The organism is Streptomyces sp. NPDC059787, from assembly GCF_042732315.1.
In the GTDB taxonomy this organism is placed as follows: domain Bacteria; phylum Actinomycetota; class Actinomycetes; order Streptomycetales; family Streptomycetaceae; genus Streptomyces; species Streptomyces atrovirens.
This window is the reverse complement of the sequence record NZ_JBHWHX010000033.1, coordinates 1-19,170: the sequence shown is the minus strand read 5'-3', so window position 1 is coordinate 19,170 and position 19,170 is coordinate 1. Positions and strand designations below refer to the sequence as shown.

Genomic DNA, 19,170 nt, shown 5'->3' with positions numbered 1-19,170 from the left:
CGTCCTCTGTGCGGCGGCGCCTCACGGACTCAGATTCCTTCTGTACGGAGTGAATGATGTGCGTGACTGTTGAACAGATGGAGCCCGGGGCGGCTGTCTGTGAGTACTGATCGGATGGGGCCGATCCGTACCCTGCCCGCTGACATCGCGGGCAGGGCTCCTGGTGGGATAGACAAGGCCGTGACGGTGGAGGACCACTGTGTCCCCGGTCCGCACGGACCGGTGCCGGTACGGTCGTACCGACCTGCGGCGCCTCCGCGTACCGGCCTGTTGTGGATGCACGGCGGAGGCTTCAGAGCCGGCTCGCTCGACATGCCCGAAGCTCATGACGTAAGCCTCGCTCTCGCAGCGCGGGCCCAGGCGCTCGTGGTCTCTGTCGACTACCAGCTCGCCTCGACAGACGTCGTCTACCCGATGCCGCTGGACGACGTGTACGCCGCATGGCGCTGGCTGTGCGAGGACCCCGGTCACGGACACCTCGCCGTCCGGGCCGTCGGCGGTGCCAGTGCCGGAGGCGCTCTCGCCCTGGGTGCGGCCATCCGCGGCCGGGACGACGGCCTCCCCGCCCACCAGCTCCTCCTGGCCTATCCCTTCGCCCACTACCCGAACCCGGCGCTGGACGAGGCCACCATGCTGGCCCTCGCAAGAATGCCTGAAATGCCCAGGTTTCCCCCGGCATTGGTTGAATCCATGGTCGCTGACTACGTTGGCCGGATCACAGATGTGCCCCAGCTGGCCCTGCCCGGGGCGGCGCGGCTCGATGCTCTCCCGGCCACCGCACTGCTGCTTGCTCAGTACGACGATCTCCGACCGTCGGGGGAACTGCTCCACCGCCAACTGGATTCCGTCGGCGTGCCGGTGACTGCCCTTGTCGCGCTTGGCGCTCCGCATGGGCACCTCAACGCTGATGCCGACGCTCCGATGGTGGTGGATTCGCTGCGTTTTCTGGCCCGGGCGCTAACTGGTCCGGACTGGAAAGCGAAGGTGACACCATGAACGGGGCCGCCGGGGTCTAGGACTGATGACTGGGCTCGCAGCCACCGAGGGCGCCTACCGGCCTCGAAGTCTTTCTCGCCCGGGAACACAGGCTGCTGCACGACCCGGATATGGCCCGGGCAGGCGGGAACCTGGTGGCGCTGCTGTTCGACCTCGCCCAAGGCTGGCCGCACCGTTCTGCCCGGGCTCTGCTGCTGGTACAGCTCCACACTCTGGCCCACGGCTACGACACCTGGACACGGAGGCTTCCTGACCCGCTTTCATGTCGCACCTGAGGACGTCGCCACCAGAGCCACAGGGCAGCGACGGCCCTGCCGCGCGGCAACGCAATGTGAGCGCAGGCAGGCAGGGTGGTCGGACCGGCATGCGCCGTCCCACTTCCCTGTACCGAGGTGAGGAGGGGCAGCGGGCGGCAGCTTTCGTCGCGGCCAGACGGACGGTAGTGGTCAGCCCGTCGGAGGGGCGTCCAAAGGCTTGATTGGCTGGCTTACTGGCGGATCTCCATTGACGGGCCGCGCCCAACAGCACGCTGGTGGGCGCGGCCCGGGCTCGCATGCCCTACGGGCTGAGGGCTGGCATCGCTCTGCGGGCGGTGGCACAGGCGCACCCAGCACGACGACTGCTTGTGTCGCCTGCTGGGGGAGGGACCGATTCCACGTGGTGGTGGCTCGCCGTCAAACGGCCGGCCCGTTAGCTGTCCGAGTGCGTTGCTGTGGTGGAGCGTGGCACGAGGGTGGGTGTGATGGAAAAGAGGACGGGTTTGGTCCGGCCCGAGATGCGTTCGTGGAGCAGCCGCGCGCTGGTCGCCCCGGTCATACGGCCGGACTGATCGACGGAGGTTAGCCCGATCTGGGGGAGGGCACCGACGCTGGTGTTGTCATAGCCCACCACGGAGAGGTCCTCCGGCACGCGCAGACCGAGTTCGTGGGCCGCGCGCAGCACGCCGAGCGCAGCGACGTCGGCGCCCGCGAAGATGGCCGTCGGCCTCTGTGCCCGACGCAAAGCAGTCTGGGCGCCCTGGTAGCCCCCGTCCTCGGTGAACGACGTGTACACGACGTCCGGTTCGAGTCCCCGGTCGCGCATGGCCGCCACGTACCCTTCGGTCCGCGCGGCGTGCGCGAGGATCTGAGGCCGCTTGAGGGGTCCTGGAGGCGGGGCGATGTGGCAGATGGACTGGTGCCCCAGTGCGGTGAGGTGCTCGACGACCAGGCCGGCACCGACGATGTCGTCATCGACGACACTGTCGTAGTTGCGGCCACCGCCGTGCCGGGCGATGACGATGGTCGGCACCTGCGTGGCGATCTTCTCCAGCCAGTCCTGGCCGACCGCGGGCGCGACCATGATGACTCCGTCGACCTGGCGGTCGATGAGGGTCTCCACCGACCTGCGCTGGCGTTGGTCGTCGTTGGTGCTTGCGGCGAGTATGACCTCGAAGGGGGTCTGTTCCAGCTCGTCCTGGATCCCCTCGACGATTATGGGTGCGAACGGGGAACCGATGTCCACGAGCAGGACCCCGACGGTGTAGGTGCGGCCCCGCATGGCGCGTGCGCCCGCCTTGGGACGGTAGTCGAGGTCCTCGATGGCCCGGTTGACCTTCTCCAGCATCTCGGGGCTGACGCCGTAAGCGTTGTTGAGGACCTTCGAGACCGCGGACTTCGACACCCCCGCGCGGCGGGCCACGTCTTCAATGGTCGTCCGCTGTGGCCTCGTTGACGCCACTTCCGCCTCCCGTTTCCGAACCTGTGACGAGAGCGACGATCCAGTTCTCGGCTCCCCAGTGTCAGGGGTTGTGTGCGGCCGGCCGCTCGATAACTCGTTGGATGTGCTGTGCATCGTAAACTATTCCACACCGGTGCGGGAGTATGGGCGGCTGACTGAATCTGGAGGAGTGTCTCGCGTGACCTCCCTCTTCGCCAAGGTGCGGGAAGGCGCCGCCGCCGCGTAAGCCGTGGACCGCTCCTACAGCTCAGTTTTCGTGCAGCCGAACCGCCGCGCAGTCCGGTGTCCGGTGTCCGGTGGCAGGTGCCCCACTGCGACCTCTGGCTCGGTCGCTGCTGAGGTCTTTTGCGGCACCGGTCGAAAACTCGCCGTTTCCGACCTCTTGACGCACGTCGTGCCGCCCGTCTAGCGTCCCGCCGCGTAAACCATTCCACACGACCTGGAAACTCCTGGGCAACGTTCTGCACCACAGAAGGATTTGCGTGTACATGCCACAGGTGCCGACTTCCGTATCGGCTGCCCCCACCCCCGCGCCTGATGTGCCCCGAATCGAGCATGCGACCGGTGCGGGGCCGACCATCGTCACCAGCCCCACGCCGCGGCTGTCCTGGATCGTGAGCAATGCCCCCGACTCCTACACGCAGGTGGGCTACGAGATCGAGATCGAGCGGCGGGGCAGCGTCGAGAGCTTTTCATTCGAGGGGCCCCACCAGACGCTGGTTGACTGGCCGACCACCCCACTGCGCTCGCGTGAACGGTTCAGCGCCCGGGTCCGAGTCTGCGACGAGACGGGATGGGGACCCTGGGGGCCGCCCGCCCACGGTGAATTCGGATTGGCCGGGGCCTCGGACTGGAGCGCCAGACTCATCAGCCCCCGTGACATAGGGCTGCCCGGGCAGCCGGCCCCGATTCTCGGATCACGCATCCACCTGCCCGCCCAACCCGTGGACGCTCGGCTCTACATCACTGCCCGAGGTGTCTTCGTTCCGTTCGTCAACGGGCAGCGAGCCGGGGACCTGGAGCTCGCCCCGGGTTGGACCTCCTACCACCACCGGCTCCGCTACCACGTTCTCGACGTCGCCTCCCTCCTCCAGCCCGGCGAGAACACCATTTCGGTATTGCTGGGCGACGGCTGGTATCGCGGACGACTCGGCTCCGACGGCCGTGCCCTGTACGGCGACCGGTTGGCGTTGCTCGCACAAATGGAGATCACCCTGGGGGACGGCTCAAGCCTCGTGCTCGCCAGCGACTCCTCCTGGCAGGCGCGCGACAGCGCAATCCTCGCGGCCGATCTGTACGACGGCCAGACCACCGACCTGCGCGCCACCGCCACGAACGGGGCGATTCACCCCGTGGAAGTCATCGACTTCGACCTCGGCACGCTCGTTCCCGAGGAAGGCGCCCCAGTGCGCTCCGTCCAGGTGGTGCCCGCACGCCAGCTGTGGACGAGCGAGTCCGGCAGCAGACTGGTCGACTTCGGACAGAACCTCACCGGCCGACTGCGAATCCGTCACGGCGAGACGCATGAGGAGAACACCGTCACCCTGCGCCACGCCGAGGTCCTGGAGAACGGGGAACTCGCCGTACGCCCCCTGCGCTCGGCCCGCGCGACCGACGTCTTCCACACCCCGCCCGGCCCGGCCGGTGAACTCGAACCATCTCTGACGTTCCACGGGTTCCGCTACGCCCAGATCGAGGGACTTCCCGAGGTGTCCGCCGACGACGTGGACGCCGTGGTACTCGCCTCGGACCTGCCGCAGACGGGCTGGTTCAGCTGCTCCCACCCCCTGCTGGAGCGGCTGCACGAGAACATCGTCTGGAGCACCCGCGGAAACTTCGTATCCATCCCCACCGACTGCCCTCAGCGTGACGAGAGGCTCGGCTGGACTGGAGACATCCAGGTCTTCGCCCCTGCTGCGCTCTTCCTGTTCGACTGCGCAGCCTTCCTTTCATCCTGGCTGCGTGACCTGAGCGCGGAACAACTGCCCGACGGCTCAGTGCCGCTGGTCGTGCCCGACATCTGGGGCGACACGACAGCCGCGGCGGGCTGGGGCGACGCCGCCGTGGTCGTGCCGTGGACCCTCTACCAGCGCACGGGAGACACCGAGATCCTTCGGCGGCAGTTTCCCAGCATGCGCGGCTGGGTTGAGCGTGTGCTGGCCCTCGCCGGGCCCGGACGGCTGTGGGAGGGCGGATTCCAGTTCGGGGACTGGCTCGACCCCTCCGCACCGGCCGACAATCCGTTGCAGGCCCAGACCCCGCCAGAGGTCGTGGCCACCGCCTACCTCGCGTACGCGGTCAGGCTGCTGGCCGACAGTGCCGCCGTCATCGGCCTGGTGCGCGAAGCCGAGCACTACGACCGCGTCGCGGCCGAGGTACGGCACGCATTCCGAGGCGCCTACATCACCCCCGATGGGCGTGTCATCGGCGAGTCCCAGACCGCCTACGCCATGGCCATCATGTGGGATCTGTTCGACGACGAGCACCTGCTCGCGGCCGCCGGCCGACGCCTCGCCGACCTCGTGCGGGCTTCCGGTTTCCGCATCGCCACCGGATTTTTGGGAACCCCCCTCGTCGCCGACGCGCTCACCCGAAGCGGCCACGTGGATGTGGCCTACCGCCTTCTTCTCCAGACGGGCTGCCCCTCGTGGCTCTACCCCGTCACCCAGGGTGCGACCACGATCTGGGAACGCTGGGACAGCCTGCTGCCGGACGGCAGGGTGAACCCCGGTGAGATGACGTCCTTCAACCACTACGCCCTCGGCGCCATCGCCGACTGGCTGCACCGCACAGTGGCCGGTCTGGCACCCGCAGCGCCTGGTTACCGCCGCATCCTGATCGAACCCCGGCCCTGCGCCGAACTCACCCACGCCACCGCATGCCACCGCACCCCCTACGGGCCGGCCTCGGTCGCCTGGCGGCGTGCCGCGGGTCACCTGGAGGTCAGCGCCACCGTCCCCGTGGGAACCGAAGCCGAGGTCCGGCTCCCCGGCGCCGAGGACAGTTTCACCGTCGGACACGGCGCCCACACCTGGCGTGTGCCTGATCCTGTCACCGAAGCACCCTCCAGGCCCGTACGCACCATCCGCGATGTCATGGACGACAAGGACCTCTGGGACGGACTAGTCGCTCTGGTGGCCGACCTGACCGGCAGGCCCGCCGACGAAGCGGGTGTCGCCGCCCAGCTGGCCCCCTGGTTGAACGCTCCAGCACATGACCTCACCAGCGCCCTTGGCGCTCGCGACGCCATCGACGCGGTACCCCTGCGTCAAGGCGTCGACCTTCTACTCGGCTCGCACCACAGCCCCACCACGTCAGCGGCCGCCACTCCCACCTCCTCCACACCTTCATTCGCACGAACCCTGCAAGGAGATCTCACATGACACGTCTCTTCCGGCGGTCGGCTGCCCTGTTGACCGTCTCGGCTCTCGCCTCCGGCCTCCTCGCCGGCTGCGCCTCGCCCTCCGGCAGCAGCGACAGCGACGGGAGTTCGCTGACCTTCCTGATCGGTAACGACGCTGGCGAGATGGCCATGGCCAAGGCCGAGATCGCGGCCTTCAAGGCCGCCAACCCGGACATCAACATCGACGTCCAGACTCGCCCCGCCGGGTCCGAAGGCGACAACGCGGTTAAGACGAAGCTGTCCACCGGCGACATGGCGGACCTCTTCACCTACAACACCGGATCGCTGCTGCAGGCTCTGAAGCCGACGGATACGCTGCTCCCGATCGAGGACGCGAGCGTCGAGTCGGCCCTCGCCGACAACTTTGTGACCGCCGCGACCAGCAGTGGCAAGCTCTACGGCGTGCCCTTCGGCCTCGCCTCGGGCGGCGGGATCCTCTACAACACCAAGGTCTACGACAAGCTCGGCCTGGAGATCCCGAAGACCTGGTCCGAGTTCATGGCGAACAACGCCAAGATCAAGAAGGAGGGCCTGGCCCCGGTCATCCAGACCTACGGCGAGACCTGGACCTCCCAGGTCATGGTCCTCGGCGACTACCACAACGTGGAAGCCGCGGAACCCGACTTCGCGACCAACTACACGGACGGCAAGGTCAAGTACGCCACCAACAAGGCCGCCCTGGCCGGGTTCCAGCACATCGAGGACCTCAACAAGGCCGGTTACCTCAACTCGGACTACCGCTCCGCCACGCTCAACGACGGCCTGAAGATGCTGGCGGAAGGCAAGGGCGTGCAGTTCCCGATGGTGGGCGCCTCGGCCTCCGCCCTGGCCACGGTCGCCCCCGACCAGGCAGGCGACGTCGGCATCTTCCCCATCCCCGGCACCGACGCCGCGTCCTTCGGCCTGACCATGTGGGCGCCCAGCGCTCTGCTCATCCCCAAGACAGTCAAGGGCGCCAAGCTCGAGGCTGCACGGAAGTTCCAGGCATTCGTCGCCTCCAAGCAGGGCTGTGAGGCTCTCACCAAGGACGTTGCGCCGACCGGCCCGTACATGGTCAAGGCCTGTTCCCTCCCGGACGACGCCAGCCAGGTCGCCAAGGACACCCAGAGCTACATCACGTCCGGCAAGGCGTCCCTCGCTCTGGAATTCAGCTCGCCCGTCAAGGGCCCGAACCTGGAGCAGATCTGCATCCAGGTCGGCTCCGGCATCGAGTCTGCGCAGCAGGGGGCCGAGGACTACGACAAGGACGTCCGCAAGCAGGCCGACCAGCTCGGCCTGAACTGGTCTTCCTGACCCACCGTCCGCCGCTGCTGGCCCGCCCTCCCGGGCCGGCAGCGCGCCCCCCGAAAGGCCCCTCACCCTCATGACACAGACCCTGTCAAGCCCCGCCGTCCGTGAGACGGCGTCCCCGCCGTCGAGGAAAAGGGCCCGACGGACGGCAAGCCCCTATCCGACCTGGTTCTATCTCGTCCCGGCCGTCATCTACATCGGGTTCTTCCTGGTCCCCACGCTGCTGTCGTTCTACTTCGCCTTCACCAGGTGGGACCTGTTCACCTCGGAGTGGGTGGGCCTGGACAACTTCCGCACGTTCTTCGACCAGCAGGAATTCTCGATCGGCCTGAAGAACACCGTCATCTATGCGCTGATCACTTGCACGCTGAAGGTCGTGCTGGGTCTCGCCATCGCCATGGTGCTCACCTCAGCGATCTTCGCGCGCGGCTATCTGCGGTCGGTGATCTTCTTTCCCACGTTGGTCAGCACAATCGGTATCGGTCTCGCCTTCACCGTCCTGCTCAACCCTGAGAAGGGTCTGGTCAACAACTTCCTCGGCAGTGTCGGCGTCGACGGTCCGGCATGGCTCGTCGACCCGAGCTGGGCACTGGTCTCCGTCGCGTTCGTCGACGTGTGGAAGGGCGTGGGCCTGGCCACCGTCATCTATATCGCCGGCCTGGTCTCCATCCCCGCCGAGTACAAGGAGGCCGCGCGGGTGGACGGTGCGTCGGCCTGGCACACCTTCCGCCATGTCACCCTGCCTCTGCTGAAGCCGGCGACGAGCACCGTGATCCTGCTGTCGTTCATCGGCGGCCTGCGGTCGTTCGACCTCATCTGGGCGATGACCAAGGGCGGTCCCGGATTCACCTCGGACGTCATCTCCTCGGTGATCTACAAGCAGTACCAGGCAGGCTTCTTCGGCCTGTCCGCAGCCGGCAACGTCGTGCTGTTCCTCGTTGTGACCGCGCTGGCGGTCCCGCTGTCGTGGTACCTGAACCGCGGTGAGGTGGAGTCGTGAACCGCATCAAGTCCATCAGCGCCGGTCTGGCCGCCATCGTCGTGAGCGGGGCGTTCTTCCTCGTCCCGTTCGCGTTCATCGCCGTGACCGCGAGCAAGACCGCCCAGGACTCCGCCACGCTGGACTTCTCCTGGCCCACCGACTTCGTGCTGTGGCAGAACCTGAAGACGGTCGTCGCCAGCCGCGACTACATGCTGATCCGGGCCTTCGTGAACAGCATCCTGCTCACCGTCGTGTCCGTGGCGGTCATCGTCGTGCTCGGCGCGATGGTCGCCTACGTCTGGCAGCGCCGCCGCAGCCGCTGGAACTGGGTCGTCAACCTCGTGGTGCTGTCCGGCCTCATCGTGCCGCCCGCCGTCGTCACCACCATCTGGGTGCTCCAGGAGATGCACCTGTTCAAGACGATCCAGGGCCTGATCCTGGTCGAGGTCGCCTACGGACTGCCCTTCTCCATCCTGCTCTTCCGCGCCTTCATCGCCACCGTGCCCCTCGAACTGGACCAGGCCGCCATGCTCGACGGCGCAGGCCCGCTGCGCACCTTCTTCCAGGTCATCTTCCCGATCCTGCGCTCGGTCATCGTCACCGTGATCGTGCTGCAGACCGTCACCATCTACAACGACTTCGCCAACCCGCTCTACTTCCTGCCCGGCGACCAGTACCCCACCGTCCAGCTCACCTTGTTCAACTTCCAGAGCCAGTACCTCACCGAGTACAACCTCCTGTTCACCGACATCCTGCTGGTCACCATCCCGCCGCTGATCATGTTCATCTTCTTCAACCGCAAGATCGTCGAAGGCATGGCCGCCGGATCGGTGAAGGGATGACCAGCCCCGCCGCAGACACCACCCTCGTGTCGGAGTCCGTCGCCGACCGGCACGACATTCGCCTGCTGCCCGCAGAGCGGTGGTGGGGCGGCGCCGTAGCCGACGGCACCCTCATGCCGTTCGGACGGCAGCCCCACCGCCGCGATCTCGCGCACTCCGCCGGACCGCTGGGCGACCCCTTCGGCGGGAACCAGAGTGCGCCGCTGCTGCTCTCCTCGCACGGACGCCTCGTATGGTCGCCCCACCCCTTCTCGTTCGAGGTCGACGACACCCGGCTGCGGCTGGACGGCCAGGACATCACGGTGGCGCGGACGGGAACCGGCCTGCGCGAGGCCTATCTCGCCGCGAGCGCCCAATGGTTCCAGCCGACCGGGAGCGCCCCCGCCCGCAAGCTGTTCAGCGCCCCGCAGTACAACACGTGGATCGACAACCCCTACACACCCACCCAGCACTCGGTCACCGAGTACGCGCACCGCATCCAGGCCCTCGGAATGCCACCGGGCGTCATCATGATCGACGACTCCTGGTCGCCCGCCTACGGCACCTGGACGTTCGACCAGGCACGGTTCCCCTACCCGGCCGCCATGGTCAGCCGACTGCACGAGGCCGGGTTCGCCGTCATGCTCTGGGTGGTTCCCTTCGTCAGCCCGGACACAGCGGTCTTCCGCGAGCTGGAGAGCCGCCGGATGCTGGTCCGCACCAAAGACGGCACCACCAAGCTCCAGCGATGGTGGAACGGCTACAGCGCGGTGCTGGACCTCACCCAACCGGACACGGTGACCTGGCTGAAAGACCGCCTCGACGACCTGCGCCGGGAAACCGGCGTCGACGGGTTCAAGCTGGACGGCGGCGACCTATGGGCCTACAGCGACGACGACGTCACCCATGCCCCGACCACACCGGTCGACCACTGCCGGCGCTGGGCCGAGATCGGGCTCGACCATCCCTTCAACGAACTGCGCGCCTGCTGGGGACTTGGCGGCGCCCCGCTCGCCCAGCGTCTTCGGGACAAGCCGCCCACCTGGGGCGAGGACGGACTGCGCTCCCTCATCCCCGAACTCGTCGCGCAAGGGCTCCTCGGGTACCCCTATGCCTGCCCGGACATGATCGGCGGCGGTGAGATCAACGCCGTGTCCGCCGGCGGCGTCGACCAGGAGCTCTACGTCCGCTACGCGCAACTGGCCACGATGGCACCGATGATGCAGTTCTTGGCCCTGCCCGACCGGGTCCTGGACGAAGAGCACCGAGACGCCGTTCTCCAGGCACTCAAGGCACGAGAGGAACTGTGGCCGCTGCTGGAGACCCTCATCGACCAGGCCGCCACGACCGGTGAGCCGATTCTGCGTCCGCTCGCCTACCACCACAGCGAGTCGGCCGAGGTGACCGACCAGTTCCTCCTCGGCCTCGACGTCATGGTCGCCCCCGTGCTCGACGCGGGCGCCACCAAGCGCCAGGTTGTCGTCCCCGACGGCGACTGGGCCGACGCGGACGGACACGTCACCCGCGGCCCGGCCGTGGTCGACGTGCCGGTCACCCTGCACAGCATTCCCCTCCTCTTCCGGGCCTGACCGCGCTCCATGCGCCCGTGCACCGCCTCGCCCGTCCCAACGGCCGGGCGAGGACCCGCAAGTCGAACTCTCTCCAGTGAGAAGGGAAGCCGGCCGTGCCCTTTCCCCCGGCCAGTCGCACTGTCCCGCCCGTCACGCGCCCCAGGGCGCCACGGCGTTCCGATACGGGCACAGGAGGCCGGTCTCCCGGTCAGCCACCTGGTGCTGACGACGAGGACATCACCGGGAATCTCCGGCCTGCAGGCGGTCACACGGCGGAGCGAGCAGCGAAGCCGCGGGCGGCGCCGACGGGCCCATGGACCGAAGGCGTCTGCCGTGAGGTCGTGACCTTATGTGAACGGATCATGCCTCCGGCTCCGCTCACCTCGTGGCGGAGCCGGTAGAAACCCACGAGATCAAGGGAGATCAAGTGCACCGGACGCAAAGAAGACCCTCCTGGGCCCGGTTGAGGACCGCGGTGGCCACCGTGAGCTTCGCACTGCTGGCAGCCCTCGCCGCTCCACCGGCCGCTGTGGCCGCGGTCCCCGACGCTGTGACTCTTCTCAGCGAGACATTCGACGCGCAGACCGATCCCGCGAACTTCGGCTTCCCCACCGAAGCCGGCATAGCAGACGGGGTACTCAACCTCACCCCGCATTCGAGGAGCTACACGACATCCGTGAAGTCCTTCTCCTCCGCCATCAGCACCGAGCGGACACTCGACCTCAGCTTCGACTGGAAGACGGCTGTCGCCAACAGCGGCCGCAACACAGGTATCGAACTGCGTGACAACGCAGGCAACCTCGTCTTCGCGATCGCCGCGAGCTCCACCCAACTGCGGTACGCCACGGTGGGACCGGTCTCGGATTCCACCGCCGCCCCGGCCAGCCTCAATCCCACATGGGCCCTCGTGGATTTCGATGCAACCCAGTGGTACACGATCGACCTGCACATGGACTTCACGGTCGGCACGGTCCAGTACACGATCACCAGCAAAGCGTCCTCGCCCAGGGTGGTGGTCTCGGCGACGGCAGCAACCACCGCGACCGGCCTGTCCCGGATGGTGGCCTGTGACTACTACAGCCTCGGGGCGCAGTCGATCGACAACTTCCGGATCCAACGTCCCGGCACCGAAGCCAGGGGAGCTTTGGCCGGATCGACGGTGTACGCCCTCGGAGACAGCATCGTCCACGGTCACAGGTACGCACGCGGCTTCATCGACTTCGTCGCCGAACGTGAGGGAATGGTGCTGAGCGATCGAGCGAAGAACGGGGCCTCGATCGGCCCCTCCAGCAACCAGGTCATCACCCAGGTGAACTACGCGTCGTCCGTTGCCCCGGACTACGTCGTCTTCGACGGAGGAACCAACGACGCCCGACTGATGTACGTCGACCAGGCCTACACGCTGGGAGCGCTGAGCAGTTCCACCGACCCGGCCGACTTCGACACCACCACATACACCGGCGCACTGGAAAACCTCATCTACACGATGAAGCACAAGTGGCCCACCGCACAGATCGTGTTCGTGGCCGTCCACAAGCTCGGCGACGAACTGGAGTGGGACACCCGGATCGCGCTGCGTGAGGTGACCTTGGAAGCGGCGCAGAAGTGGGGAATCGCCGTTGCCGATGTCCACGGTGACACCACCTTCGACGGCAGGGACGATGCGCAGGCGTCCGCCTACAGCTTCGACAACCTGGCCAACGGCTACCCGGGCAGCAACGGGAGCGGGACCCATCCGAACATAGCCGGCATCACGCAGTTCTATGTTCCCGTGCTCACCGCGAAGCTGGCCGAACTGGCCGGCTCCTGACCAGGGGCGGGCCGCCCTCCGGAAGGAGGACGGCCCGCCCGCTGTGCTCTCAGCTGACGCAGCGGACGTAAGCCCCTGCAAGGGGACGGTGGCTGGTGATGCCGTCGTTGTAGCTGAGGAACCACCGCTGGGAACGGTCCGGGGCGAAGACACTGGAGGACCAGTACGCGCCAGTGCGCGGGGTGTCCGGGAAGGCCTCGAGGTCGATGGCCGGGGTGACACGGCCGTCATCGACCAGGGTGGCGAGCTCCTTCGATGTGGGCAGCCGCCAGGTGCGACCGCCCAGGGAGAGAGCGGAGCAGTAGTCGTCAGCTCCGGTGGCGCTCATGGTGCCCGGCGCGGTCGCCCGCTGCCAGGTCAGACCGGTGGCCAGGTCGGTGACCTGCCCTGCCGAGATCCGGTACGAGGGACGGCCATCTCCACCGCCGCCGCGAACGCAGCGTACGGCGGAGGAGCCTGACTGGTAGGCGGCGTTGCTGCTCAAACCCTCGTAGAAGTTGATGATCCAGGCACGCAGAGGAGTTTTCGGCACGGCCCAGGCGGAGGACGTCCAGAAGAAGGTGGGCGGAGTGCCGGGGAAGGCCGAGGTGTCGATGGCCGGGCCGGAGCGCGTGGTGTCCACCAGGGACATCAGCTCGATCCGGGAGGGCACGTGCCAGCCGCGTCCGCCGAGGTCGAGCCCGGCACAGTAGGAGCGTGCTTCGCTGAAGGTGTAGGTGTCGGGTGCAGGCGTGCGCTGCCACACCAGACAGGTGACGTCGTCGCGTACCGTGCCGTCGCCGAGGTCGGTGTAACTCGCCGCGTGCACGCCGTTCGCGCTGCCCGGCATCGGCCAGTCCGCCCACCCGCCGGCCAGCGCGGTGCCGCAGCCGGCGCGCACCGTGGCGGTCGGTGGGCGCTCCGCAGGCGAAGACGCCTCGGCGGTCTTCTTCGGGGCCGCCTTCTTGCTCGTCGTCGGCCTCGCCGACGACGGGGCGGAAGAAGGCGAGGCGGAGGAGGCGACGGTGGCGGGGGAGGAGGGGCCCGCAGACGTCACAGCGGCCTGCTCGACGGCGCCGCCACTCTCATCCGGCACCACCGTGTAGGCGGCCCCGAGAGCGCCGATCATGGCGGCGGCGAGGCCGGCTGCCAGCAGCGTGGTCCTGCGGGCCGTCGGATCGGCGCGGGCGGCACGGTGCCGGGCGGTCAGCCTGTTCTGCCGCTCCTGGTCCAACGCGGTGACGACGGAGTCGACAAGGGACGACGGAACAGGCACGAGGTTCTCGTCCGCCACCAGCACATCGGGCGCCGTGCGGCCGACGGTGAGGACGAAGCAGTCCGCGCACTGCTGCACATGGGCGGCGATCCGCTCACGCCACTCCGGAGAAGGACGACCGTCCCACTCGGCCGTGCACCAGGCCAGATTGTCGCACCGGGACACGGTGAGAGCGCCCACGACTGCACGCGCGGTCGCCACATGGCCGAGCACGCGGTGGACGCCGGTCTCGGTGTCCGCGGCGGACAGGCCCAGCACGCTCATCAGGTCGGGGCGGGTCATCTCACCCATCGCCTCAAGCCACCACAGCGACCAGACGACCCGGTCGTCCTCATCCAGCCAGTGTCCGGCGTGTACCAGTTCGCGTCGCTCCCCGGACAGGTGCTGCCGCAGACAGTGCGACTCGGCGAAATCCACCAAAGGCTCCTGCCCGCCGAACTGCTCGGCCGAAGGCTTCACTGCCGCGCTCAGTGCCCGCCGGGCCGCGCCGTTGCGCAATTCACGTTCGGCACCCGCACGCGGGAGCCTGCGAAGGGCCTCCAGCACAGCCTCTTCCACGCAGTGGTCGACTCGGGCGTGCCGCGCCAGCGCGCGACCCACGACGTTGTAGACGAACGGCAGCAGACGCCGTGCCAGCGCTTCCCGAGCCCGCACGTCGCCTTGCCGCGCGGCTGCGACAAGTTTCCGCTCTTCCTCATGTATCTCTGCCATGTCCCTGCTGCCTTGTCTGCTTGTACCGGGGCTGTCGTGGAGGGGGCTGTGATGCTGGGACGCCGGGTCCGCGGCGCCGACCCTGGGACGCCGCGGACCCGGCGGGTCTTCAGGAGTCCTCGCGGCGTCCGTGCCGTTCGCTTCCGTGCCGGCCCTCGTCGTGGTTGCGGCCCCGGGGGGTGGGCGTGGCGCTCTCGCTGGGCGTGGCGCTCTTGTCGGCGTCGCCGACGTACGTGATGTCCGGGCGGGGCGGCTGGGACATGCCGCTGCCCAGGTAGTAGTCGACCTCGTGGGACTGGATGTACCCCTTGACCGTCATGTCAGCCCGGTAGGCAGGGTTGTGCGCGAGGGTGTAGAGCCGGGTGTCAGTCGGCCGGTCCGTGGTGAAGATGATCAGCTCGTTGTTGTCGTTGTTCGTGTACACCGCTTCCTCACGCCAGTCACCGAAGATGTCGGCCACCAGCGCGGGGGTGTTGAGTGAGCCGAAGCCCTTCGCCCCGTACTTCCAGGCCGTCAGCAGACGCGGCAGGCCGCGTCTGCTGCTCGGGGCGTCGGGGTTCCACTTCTCGATCTTGGCGTCGTTGAGTAGTTCCATGCTGGTGTCGCCGTCCCACCAGATGCCCAGGGCCGGCCAGGGTGCCTTGTCGGTGTCCTTGACCAGCAGGTCGTCGGAGCCGGCGTTGTACAGGCCGGAGAAGGACCAGGCCTCCATGCCGGCAGCGTCGGGGTCGATGTCGCCTACCAGGCCGCGGCCGACGTCGACGATCTCGTCCGCGCTGTGCTTCCAGATCATCTTCCCGGTGGAGGCGTCGTAGTAGAACTCGCGCAGTCCGCTCGGGTTGTACTGCTGGATTCCGTAGCCCTCGAGACCCGGCCGTTCGGGATCCATGTCGGCGATGTAAAAGCGGTCACCGTGCAGGACGCCCTGGTCGGCCAGGCTGTAGCGCAGCGTGCCGTCGCCGTTGAGGACGAAGCCGACCTCGGCGATCTCGTCCTTCCCGTCGCCGTCGACGTCGATGACCCGGGTGTTGTGCCCGTCCCACGCTTCCTGGTCGCCGCGCAGCCACTTCCACTTGCGCTCGACGGTGGACCCGTCGAAGGTCCAGGCCGTGTACATGAGGTTGAAGGAGCCGCGCTGGCCGATGCGGTTCTTCATGTAGGCGACCAGGGTGGGGGTGTGGCCGTCGAGGTAGCCCACGGCGAAGCGCGCGGCCAGAGGCCCGTCCGCCAGGTAGTCGTCGGGCACCGGTGCCGTGGCGCGCGGGGCGCCGGTCAGACCGTCGAGCATCGCGATGAACTGGTGATCGCCATCCTCTCCCTCATCGAAGGTGGTGCCGTCGCCGAAGGTGACGCCATTAGCGATGCGGGCGGCGACCTCCGCCCGGCCGTCGCCGTCGAAGTCGTAGACGGTGATGCCGTCCCAGTGGCCGGTGTCCACGGACGTGGCGCCGCCTTCGATGTTGTTCACGTTCGCTCCCGCCGGCCCCATGTCCATGGACCACAGGAAGGTGCCGTCGCCGCGGTACGCCTCGACAGTGCGCGGGGCGGTCTGCCGGTCGACGACGTAGTCGTACTCCCCGTCCCCGTCGAGGTCGCCGACCCAGGCGAACTTGATCGGGGCGCCGTCGCGCAGCGGAACGCGGACGACCGGCTCCTGGGCGTGGTTCGCGCCGAGCGTGAAAGGCGAACTGGCCTCCCGTTCCTCACCGTTGACAACCGGCCGCACTTGGTAGGTGACGTCCGACGAGAGATCAGCGGTGGTGTCGGTGAAGTTGGTACCCCTGGTCAGCACCTGCGGGTTCAGCTTCGTGACAGCGCCCGCCTTCCCGATGGAGCGGTACACGTTGAAGCCGATGTCTTCGGGGTCCAGCCCCAGCAGCCGCCAGGAGACAAGGACGTCCGTCGCACCGCTGCGGACGGCGACCACGCCGCGGCCGAGGTCCTCCATCGGACGTGGCGTCCCCGTCGACTCCGAACCGGACTGGCCGGGGGAAGCGATGCCCAGCGGCGACAGGTCGGTGAGCAGCGCGAGGGACGCAGCCACAGCGGCTGAGCCCATGCCGATGGACCACCAGACAGCCTTGCGGCGACGGTGCTTGGGGTGCACAGGAGTCTCCTGTTGTCTTCTCGGGCACGGCGCGGGGCATCACTCGGGTGAGCCCGGCGCGGTACCTCGGTTCGGGGGCCTTACGCATGGGAGACCGCAGCGGGAAGCCGATGTCTCAGAAATCTCTAAAACCTTCAGAAGTGATCTGGGTCACACGGCTGCTGCCCCTGCGGGGCCAGCCTCATCGGTCCCGTTCCCATAGCGCGGGCCCCTTCGGAGCAACACGACAACGCCGTCGTGCGGCAGCCTCCGCGCACGGAGCCCACATTCACGGGTGGCACACTGTCTCGCCGTGACGGACGCTCCCGGGCCGGACCCCGGATGCCGCATCCGTCACTGCTCGCACCGAGCGAGGGGAAGGACGGTGGCGCGCGTGCGCACGCGCGAAGGGGAAATACAGGCGGACGCGGCCAAGGTCAGGGCTGCCGCAGACGGGGACCGCCAGGCCCTGGACTCCCTGGTGGCCGCATATCTTCCGCTGGTCTACAACATCGTCGGACGGGCGATGGACGGCCACGCGGACGTCGACGACGTGGTGCAGGAGACCTTGCTGCGCGCGGTCAACAACCTGCACGCCCTGCGCGAGCCGGACCGCTTCCGCTCCTGGCTCGTCGCCATTGCCGTACGGCAGGTACGCGACTGGGCCCAGGCCCGCCGCACGCGGCCCCAGCCCGGACTTCCCGACGACACCGTCGCGCAGGCGGACCCGCAGGCCGACTTCGCCGACCTCACCATCCTCCGGCTGGAGCTGTCCGGGCAGCGCCGCGAAGCGGTGGAAGCCACGCGCTGGCTGGAAGAAGCCGACCGGGAAACCCTGTCCCTGTGGTGGATGGAGGCCGCCGGCCAGCTCACCCGCAGCGACTGGGCCGCCGCCGACGGACTCGACCCACACCAGGCCGCCGTCCGCGTGGGGCGTGTCAAGGAACGCCTGCAATCGGCCCGTTCGGTACTGCGCGCCCTCGCAGCCAAGCCCCGCTGCCCGGAGTTGGCGCAGTCTCTGCCGACCTGGGACGGCCGTCCCAGCGCTCGCTGGCGCAAGCGGCTCAGCCGCCATGTCCGCGACTGCCCCGTCTGCGCCCGCGCCTCCGACCGCATGATCCCTGTAGAAGGGCTGCTCGGCGGCCTCGCCCTGGTCCCGCTGCCCCTGGGCATGTCGGCCCAGCTGATCCTGGGCACCTTGACCGGATCCGGCGGCGCGGCGAGCTCCGCCACGACAACCGGCTCCAGCCCCTCCACGGTCGCCGGGCAGGCAGGACAAACCCTCGCCCGCCTCACGAACGCGCCAATGGCGGTGGTGGCATCCAGCATCCTGGTGCTGTCCGGCGCGGGCCTCTGGTACGGGTTCGCCGGCCCGTCGGATTCCCGCACGCCAGTGGCCACTCCCGCCAGATCGGCGGTCGCGGCACCGGCGCCGCCCACGCCCTCCCCGTCCTCGCCGCAGCCCTCCGCCGCCAGTACGACGCCGTCCGCGAGCCCCACCACCGCACCCACCACGGCTTCCCCCTCCCCGTCAGTGTCAGGCGTGCTGGGCCCGCACGCGCTGCGGGCCGCCGCCCAGCCGAACAAGTACATCGGCATCAGCGAGGGGCAGGCGGTCATGGTCAAGGCGCCCGACGCGGCGTCGCTCACCGCGCGCCAACTGATCTTCACCGTCACACCAGGGCTGATGGGCACCGGCTGCTACTCGTTCCGGCACGCAAACGGTTCATACCTGCGTCACACGGGCTATCACGAGGGCGCCGTCGAACTCGGCGCCAACGACAACAGCGCCCTCTTTCGCGCCGACGCCACCTTCTGCCTCCGCAAGGGAGCGATAGCCGGCACCAAGGCCTTGTTCGCCTTCAACAGCCCGCTCTCCCACCTGCGTTACCGCGACGACGGTGAACTGTGGCTCGAGCCTTCGCAGAACGCGGACCCGTCGTACGGGAGTAGTACATCGTTCCAGTTCGTCGCACCATGAGCGGTGCTTGGCCCGGCAAGTGCTCGCGGTGGCGCGGCCGCGGACGGGGAACCTCTCGTATGCCGTGCCGCTGCCGGCGCGCGGGTTCTCCGGCCCCGGTCCGCACTCACCCCCATCGTCGGCCAGGGCATCATCCAGGGAGCCGACGACTCGTTCATGCCGACGGCACGACGGCACTGGGCGGGGCACTGCGCGAACGCACCGTCTTCACCACTGGCGCTGGCAGCGTGGGTGGTGCGCAGCTGCTTGCGGGCAAGCTTCCCGGGGCGCCGATTCTCGTCGTTGACGCTGGGTCTCGCTCCCCGAACCCGCGGACCAGATGTGTCGTCATCGCTGCACGATCCCTGCTCTGCCCTGAGACTCCATGAGCTTCTTCAACTTGGCCACCGATCCGGTGACATGAACCGTCAGCACGGAGTGTCGAGAACACTCGAAGTCCGTGATCCTGAGTGTCGGCGACGGCTGAAAAGTGGACCAGCGGCGACGCTTGAAAGTTGACCCCCTTCAGGGGTCTGGCTCGTTGAGTCAGGCCGGGAGGAGTGGTG

General features: G+C 68.2%; 11 protein-coding genes. 8 read left to right on the top strand and 3 right to left on the bottom strand.

Annotated features, from left to right (window positions below):
- The first annotated feature begins 114 nt into the window (after nucleotides 1–114).
- Nucleotides 115–996, top strand: a complete 882-nt coding sequence (locus ACFV5H_RS26790; protein WP_385197605.1) for an alpha/beta hydrolase fold domain-containing protein — start codon at nucleotides 115–117, stop codon at nucleotides 994–996.
- 690 nt (nucleotides 997–1,686) lie between these two features.
- Here the strand turns inward: ACFV5H_RS26790 and ACFV5H_RS26785 are convergent.
- Nucleotides 1,687–2,715 (bottom strand): LacI family DNA-binding transcriptional regulator, encoded by a 1,029-nt coding sequence (locus ACFV5H_RS26785; protein ID WP_385197603.1) that lies wholly within the window; start codon nucleotides 2,713–2,715, stop codon nucleotides 1,687–1,689.
- 614 nt (nucleotides 2,716–3,329) lie between these two features.
- On the opposite strand from ACFV5H_RS26785, the gene ACFV5H_RS26780 reads away from it, so the two are divergent.
- From ACFV5H_RS26780 to ACFV5H_RS26755, 6 genes are all read left to right on the top strand, one after another.
- Complete coding sequence (locus ACFV5H_RS26780; RefSeq protein ID WP_385197602.1) at nucleotides 3,330–6,098, top strand: family 78 glycoside hydrolase catalytic domain; 2,769 nt, start codon at nucleotides 3,330–3,332, stop codon at nucleotides 6,096–6,098.
- Nucleotides 6,095–7,411, top strand: a complete 1,317-nt coding sequence (locus ACFV5H_RS26775; protein ID WP_385197600.1) for an ABC transporter substrate-binding protein — start codon at nucleotides 6,095–6,097, stop codon at nucleotides 7,409–7,411. Before ACFV5H_RS26780 ends, ACFV5H_RS26775 begins: the two co-directional genes overlap by 4 nt.
- A gap of 70 nt (nucleotides 7,412–7,481) precedes the next feature.
- The gene (locus ACFV5H_RS26770; protein WP_385197598.1) at nucleotides 7,482–8,408 is read left to right on the top strand and encodes a carbohydrate ABC transporter permease; all 927 of its coding nucleotides are present in this window, start codon (nucleotides 7,482–7,484) and stop codon (nucleotides 8,406–8,408) included.
- Nucleotides 8,405–9,232, top strand: a complete 828-nt coding sequence (locus ACFV5H_RS26765) for a carbohydrate ABC transporter permease (RefSeq protein WP_385197597.1) — start codon at nucleotides 8,405–8,407, stop codon at nucleotides 9,230–9,232. Before ACFV5H_RS26770 ends, ACFV5H_RS26765 begins: the two co-directional genes overlap by 4 nt.
- Nucleotides 9,229–10,800 carry a glycoside hydrolase family 31 protein gene (locus tag ACFV5H_RS26760; RefSeq protein ID WP_385197595.1) on the top strand — a complete coding sequence of 524 codons (1,572 nt, stop codon included), beginning with the start codon at nucleotides 9,229–9,231 and terminating at the stop codon, nucleotides 10,798–10,800. The genes ACFV5H_RS26765 and ACFV5H_RS26760 overlap by 4 nt, the downstream gene beginning before the upstream one ends.
- A 466-nt stretch (nucleotides 10,801–11,266) precedes the next feature.
- Nucleotides 11,267–12,592 carry an SGNH/GDSL hydrolase family protein gene (locus ACFV5H_RS26755; RefSeq protein ID WP_385197593.1) on the top strand — a complete coding sequence of 442 codons (1,326 nt, stop codon included), beginning with the start codon at nucleotides 11,267–11,269 and terminating at the stop codon, nucleotides 12,590–12,592.
- 49 nt (nucleotides 12,593–12,641) lie between these two features.
- Here ACFV5H_RS26755 and ACFV5H_RS26750 read toward each other — a convergent pair whose 3' ends face one another.
- The gene (locus ACFV5H_RS26750; RefSeq protein WP_385197591.1) at nucleotides 12,642–14,501 is read right to left on the bottom strand and encodes a DUF1566 domain-containing protein; all 1,860 of its coding nucleotides are present in this window, start codon (nucleotides 14,499–14,501) and stop codon (nucleotides 12,642–12,644) included.
- Between the two features lie 166 nt (nucleotides 14,502–14,667).
- On the bottom strand, nucleotides 14,668–16,665 hold the full coding sequence (locus tag ACFV5H_RS26745; RefSeq protein WP_385197589.1) for a hypothetical protein: 1,998 nt from the start codon (nucleotides 16,663–16,665) through the stop codon (nucleotides 14,668–14,670).
- 373 nt (nucleotides 16,666–17,038) lie between these two features.
- Here ACFV5H_RS26745 and ACFV5H_RS26740 point away from each other — a divergent pair, with 373 nt between their 5' ends.
- Complete coding sequence (locus ACFV5H_RS26740; RefSeq protein ID WP_385197588.1) at nucleotides 17,039–18,625, top strand: sigma-70 family RNA polymerase sigma factor; 1,587 nt, start codon at nucleotides 17,039–17,041, stop codon at nucleotides 18,623–18,625.
- Nucleotides 18,626–19,170: the final 545 nt, after the last annotated feature.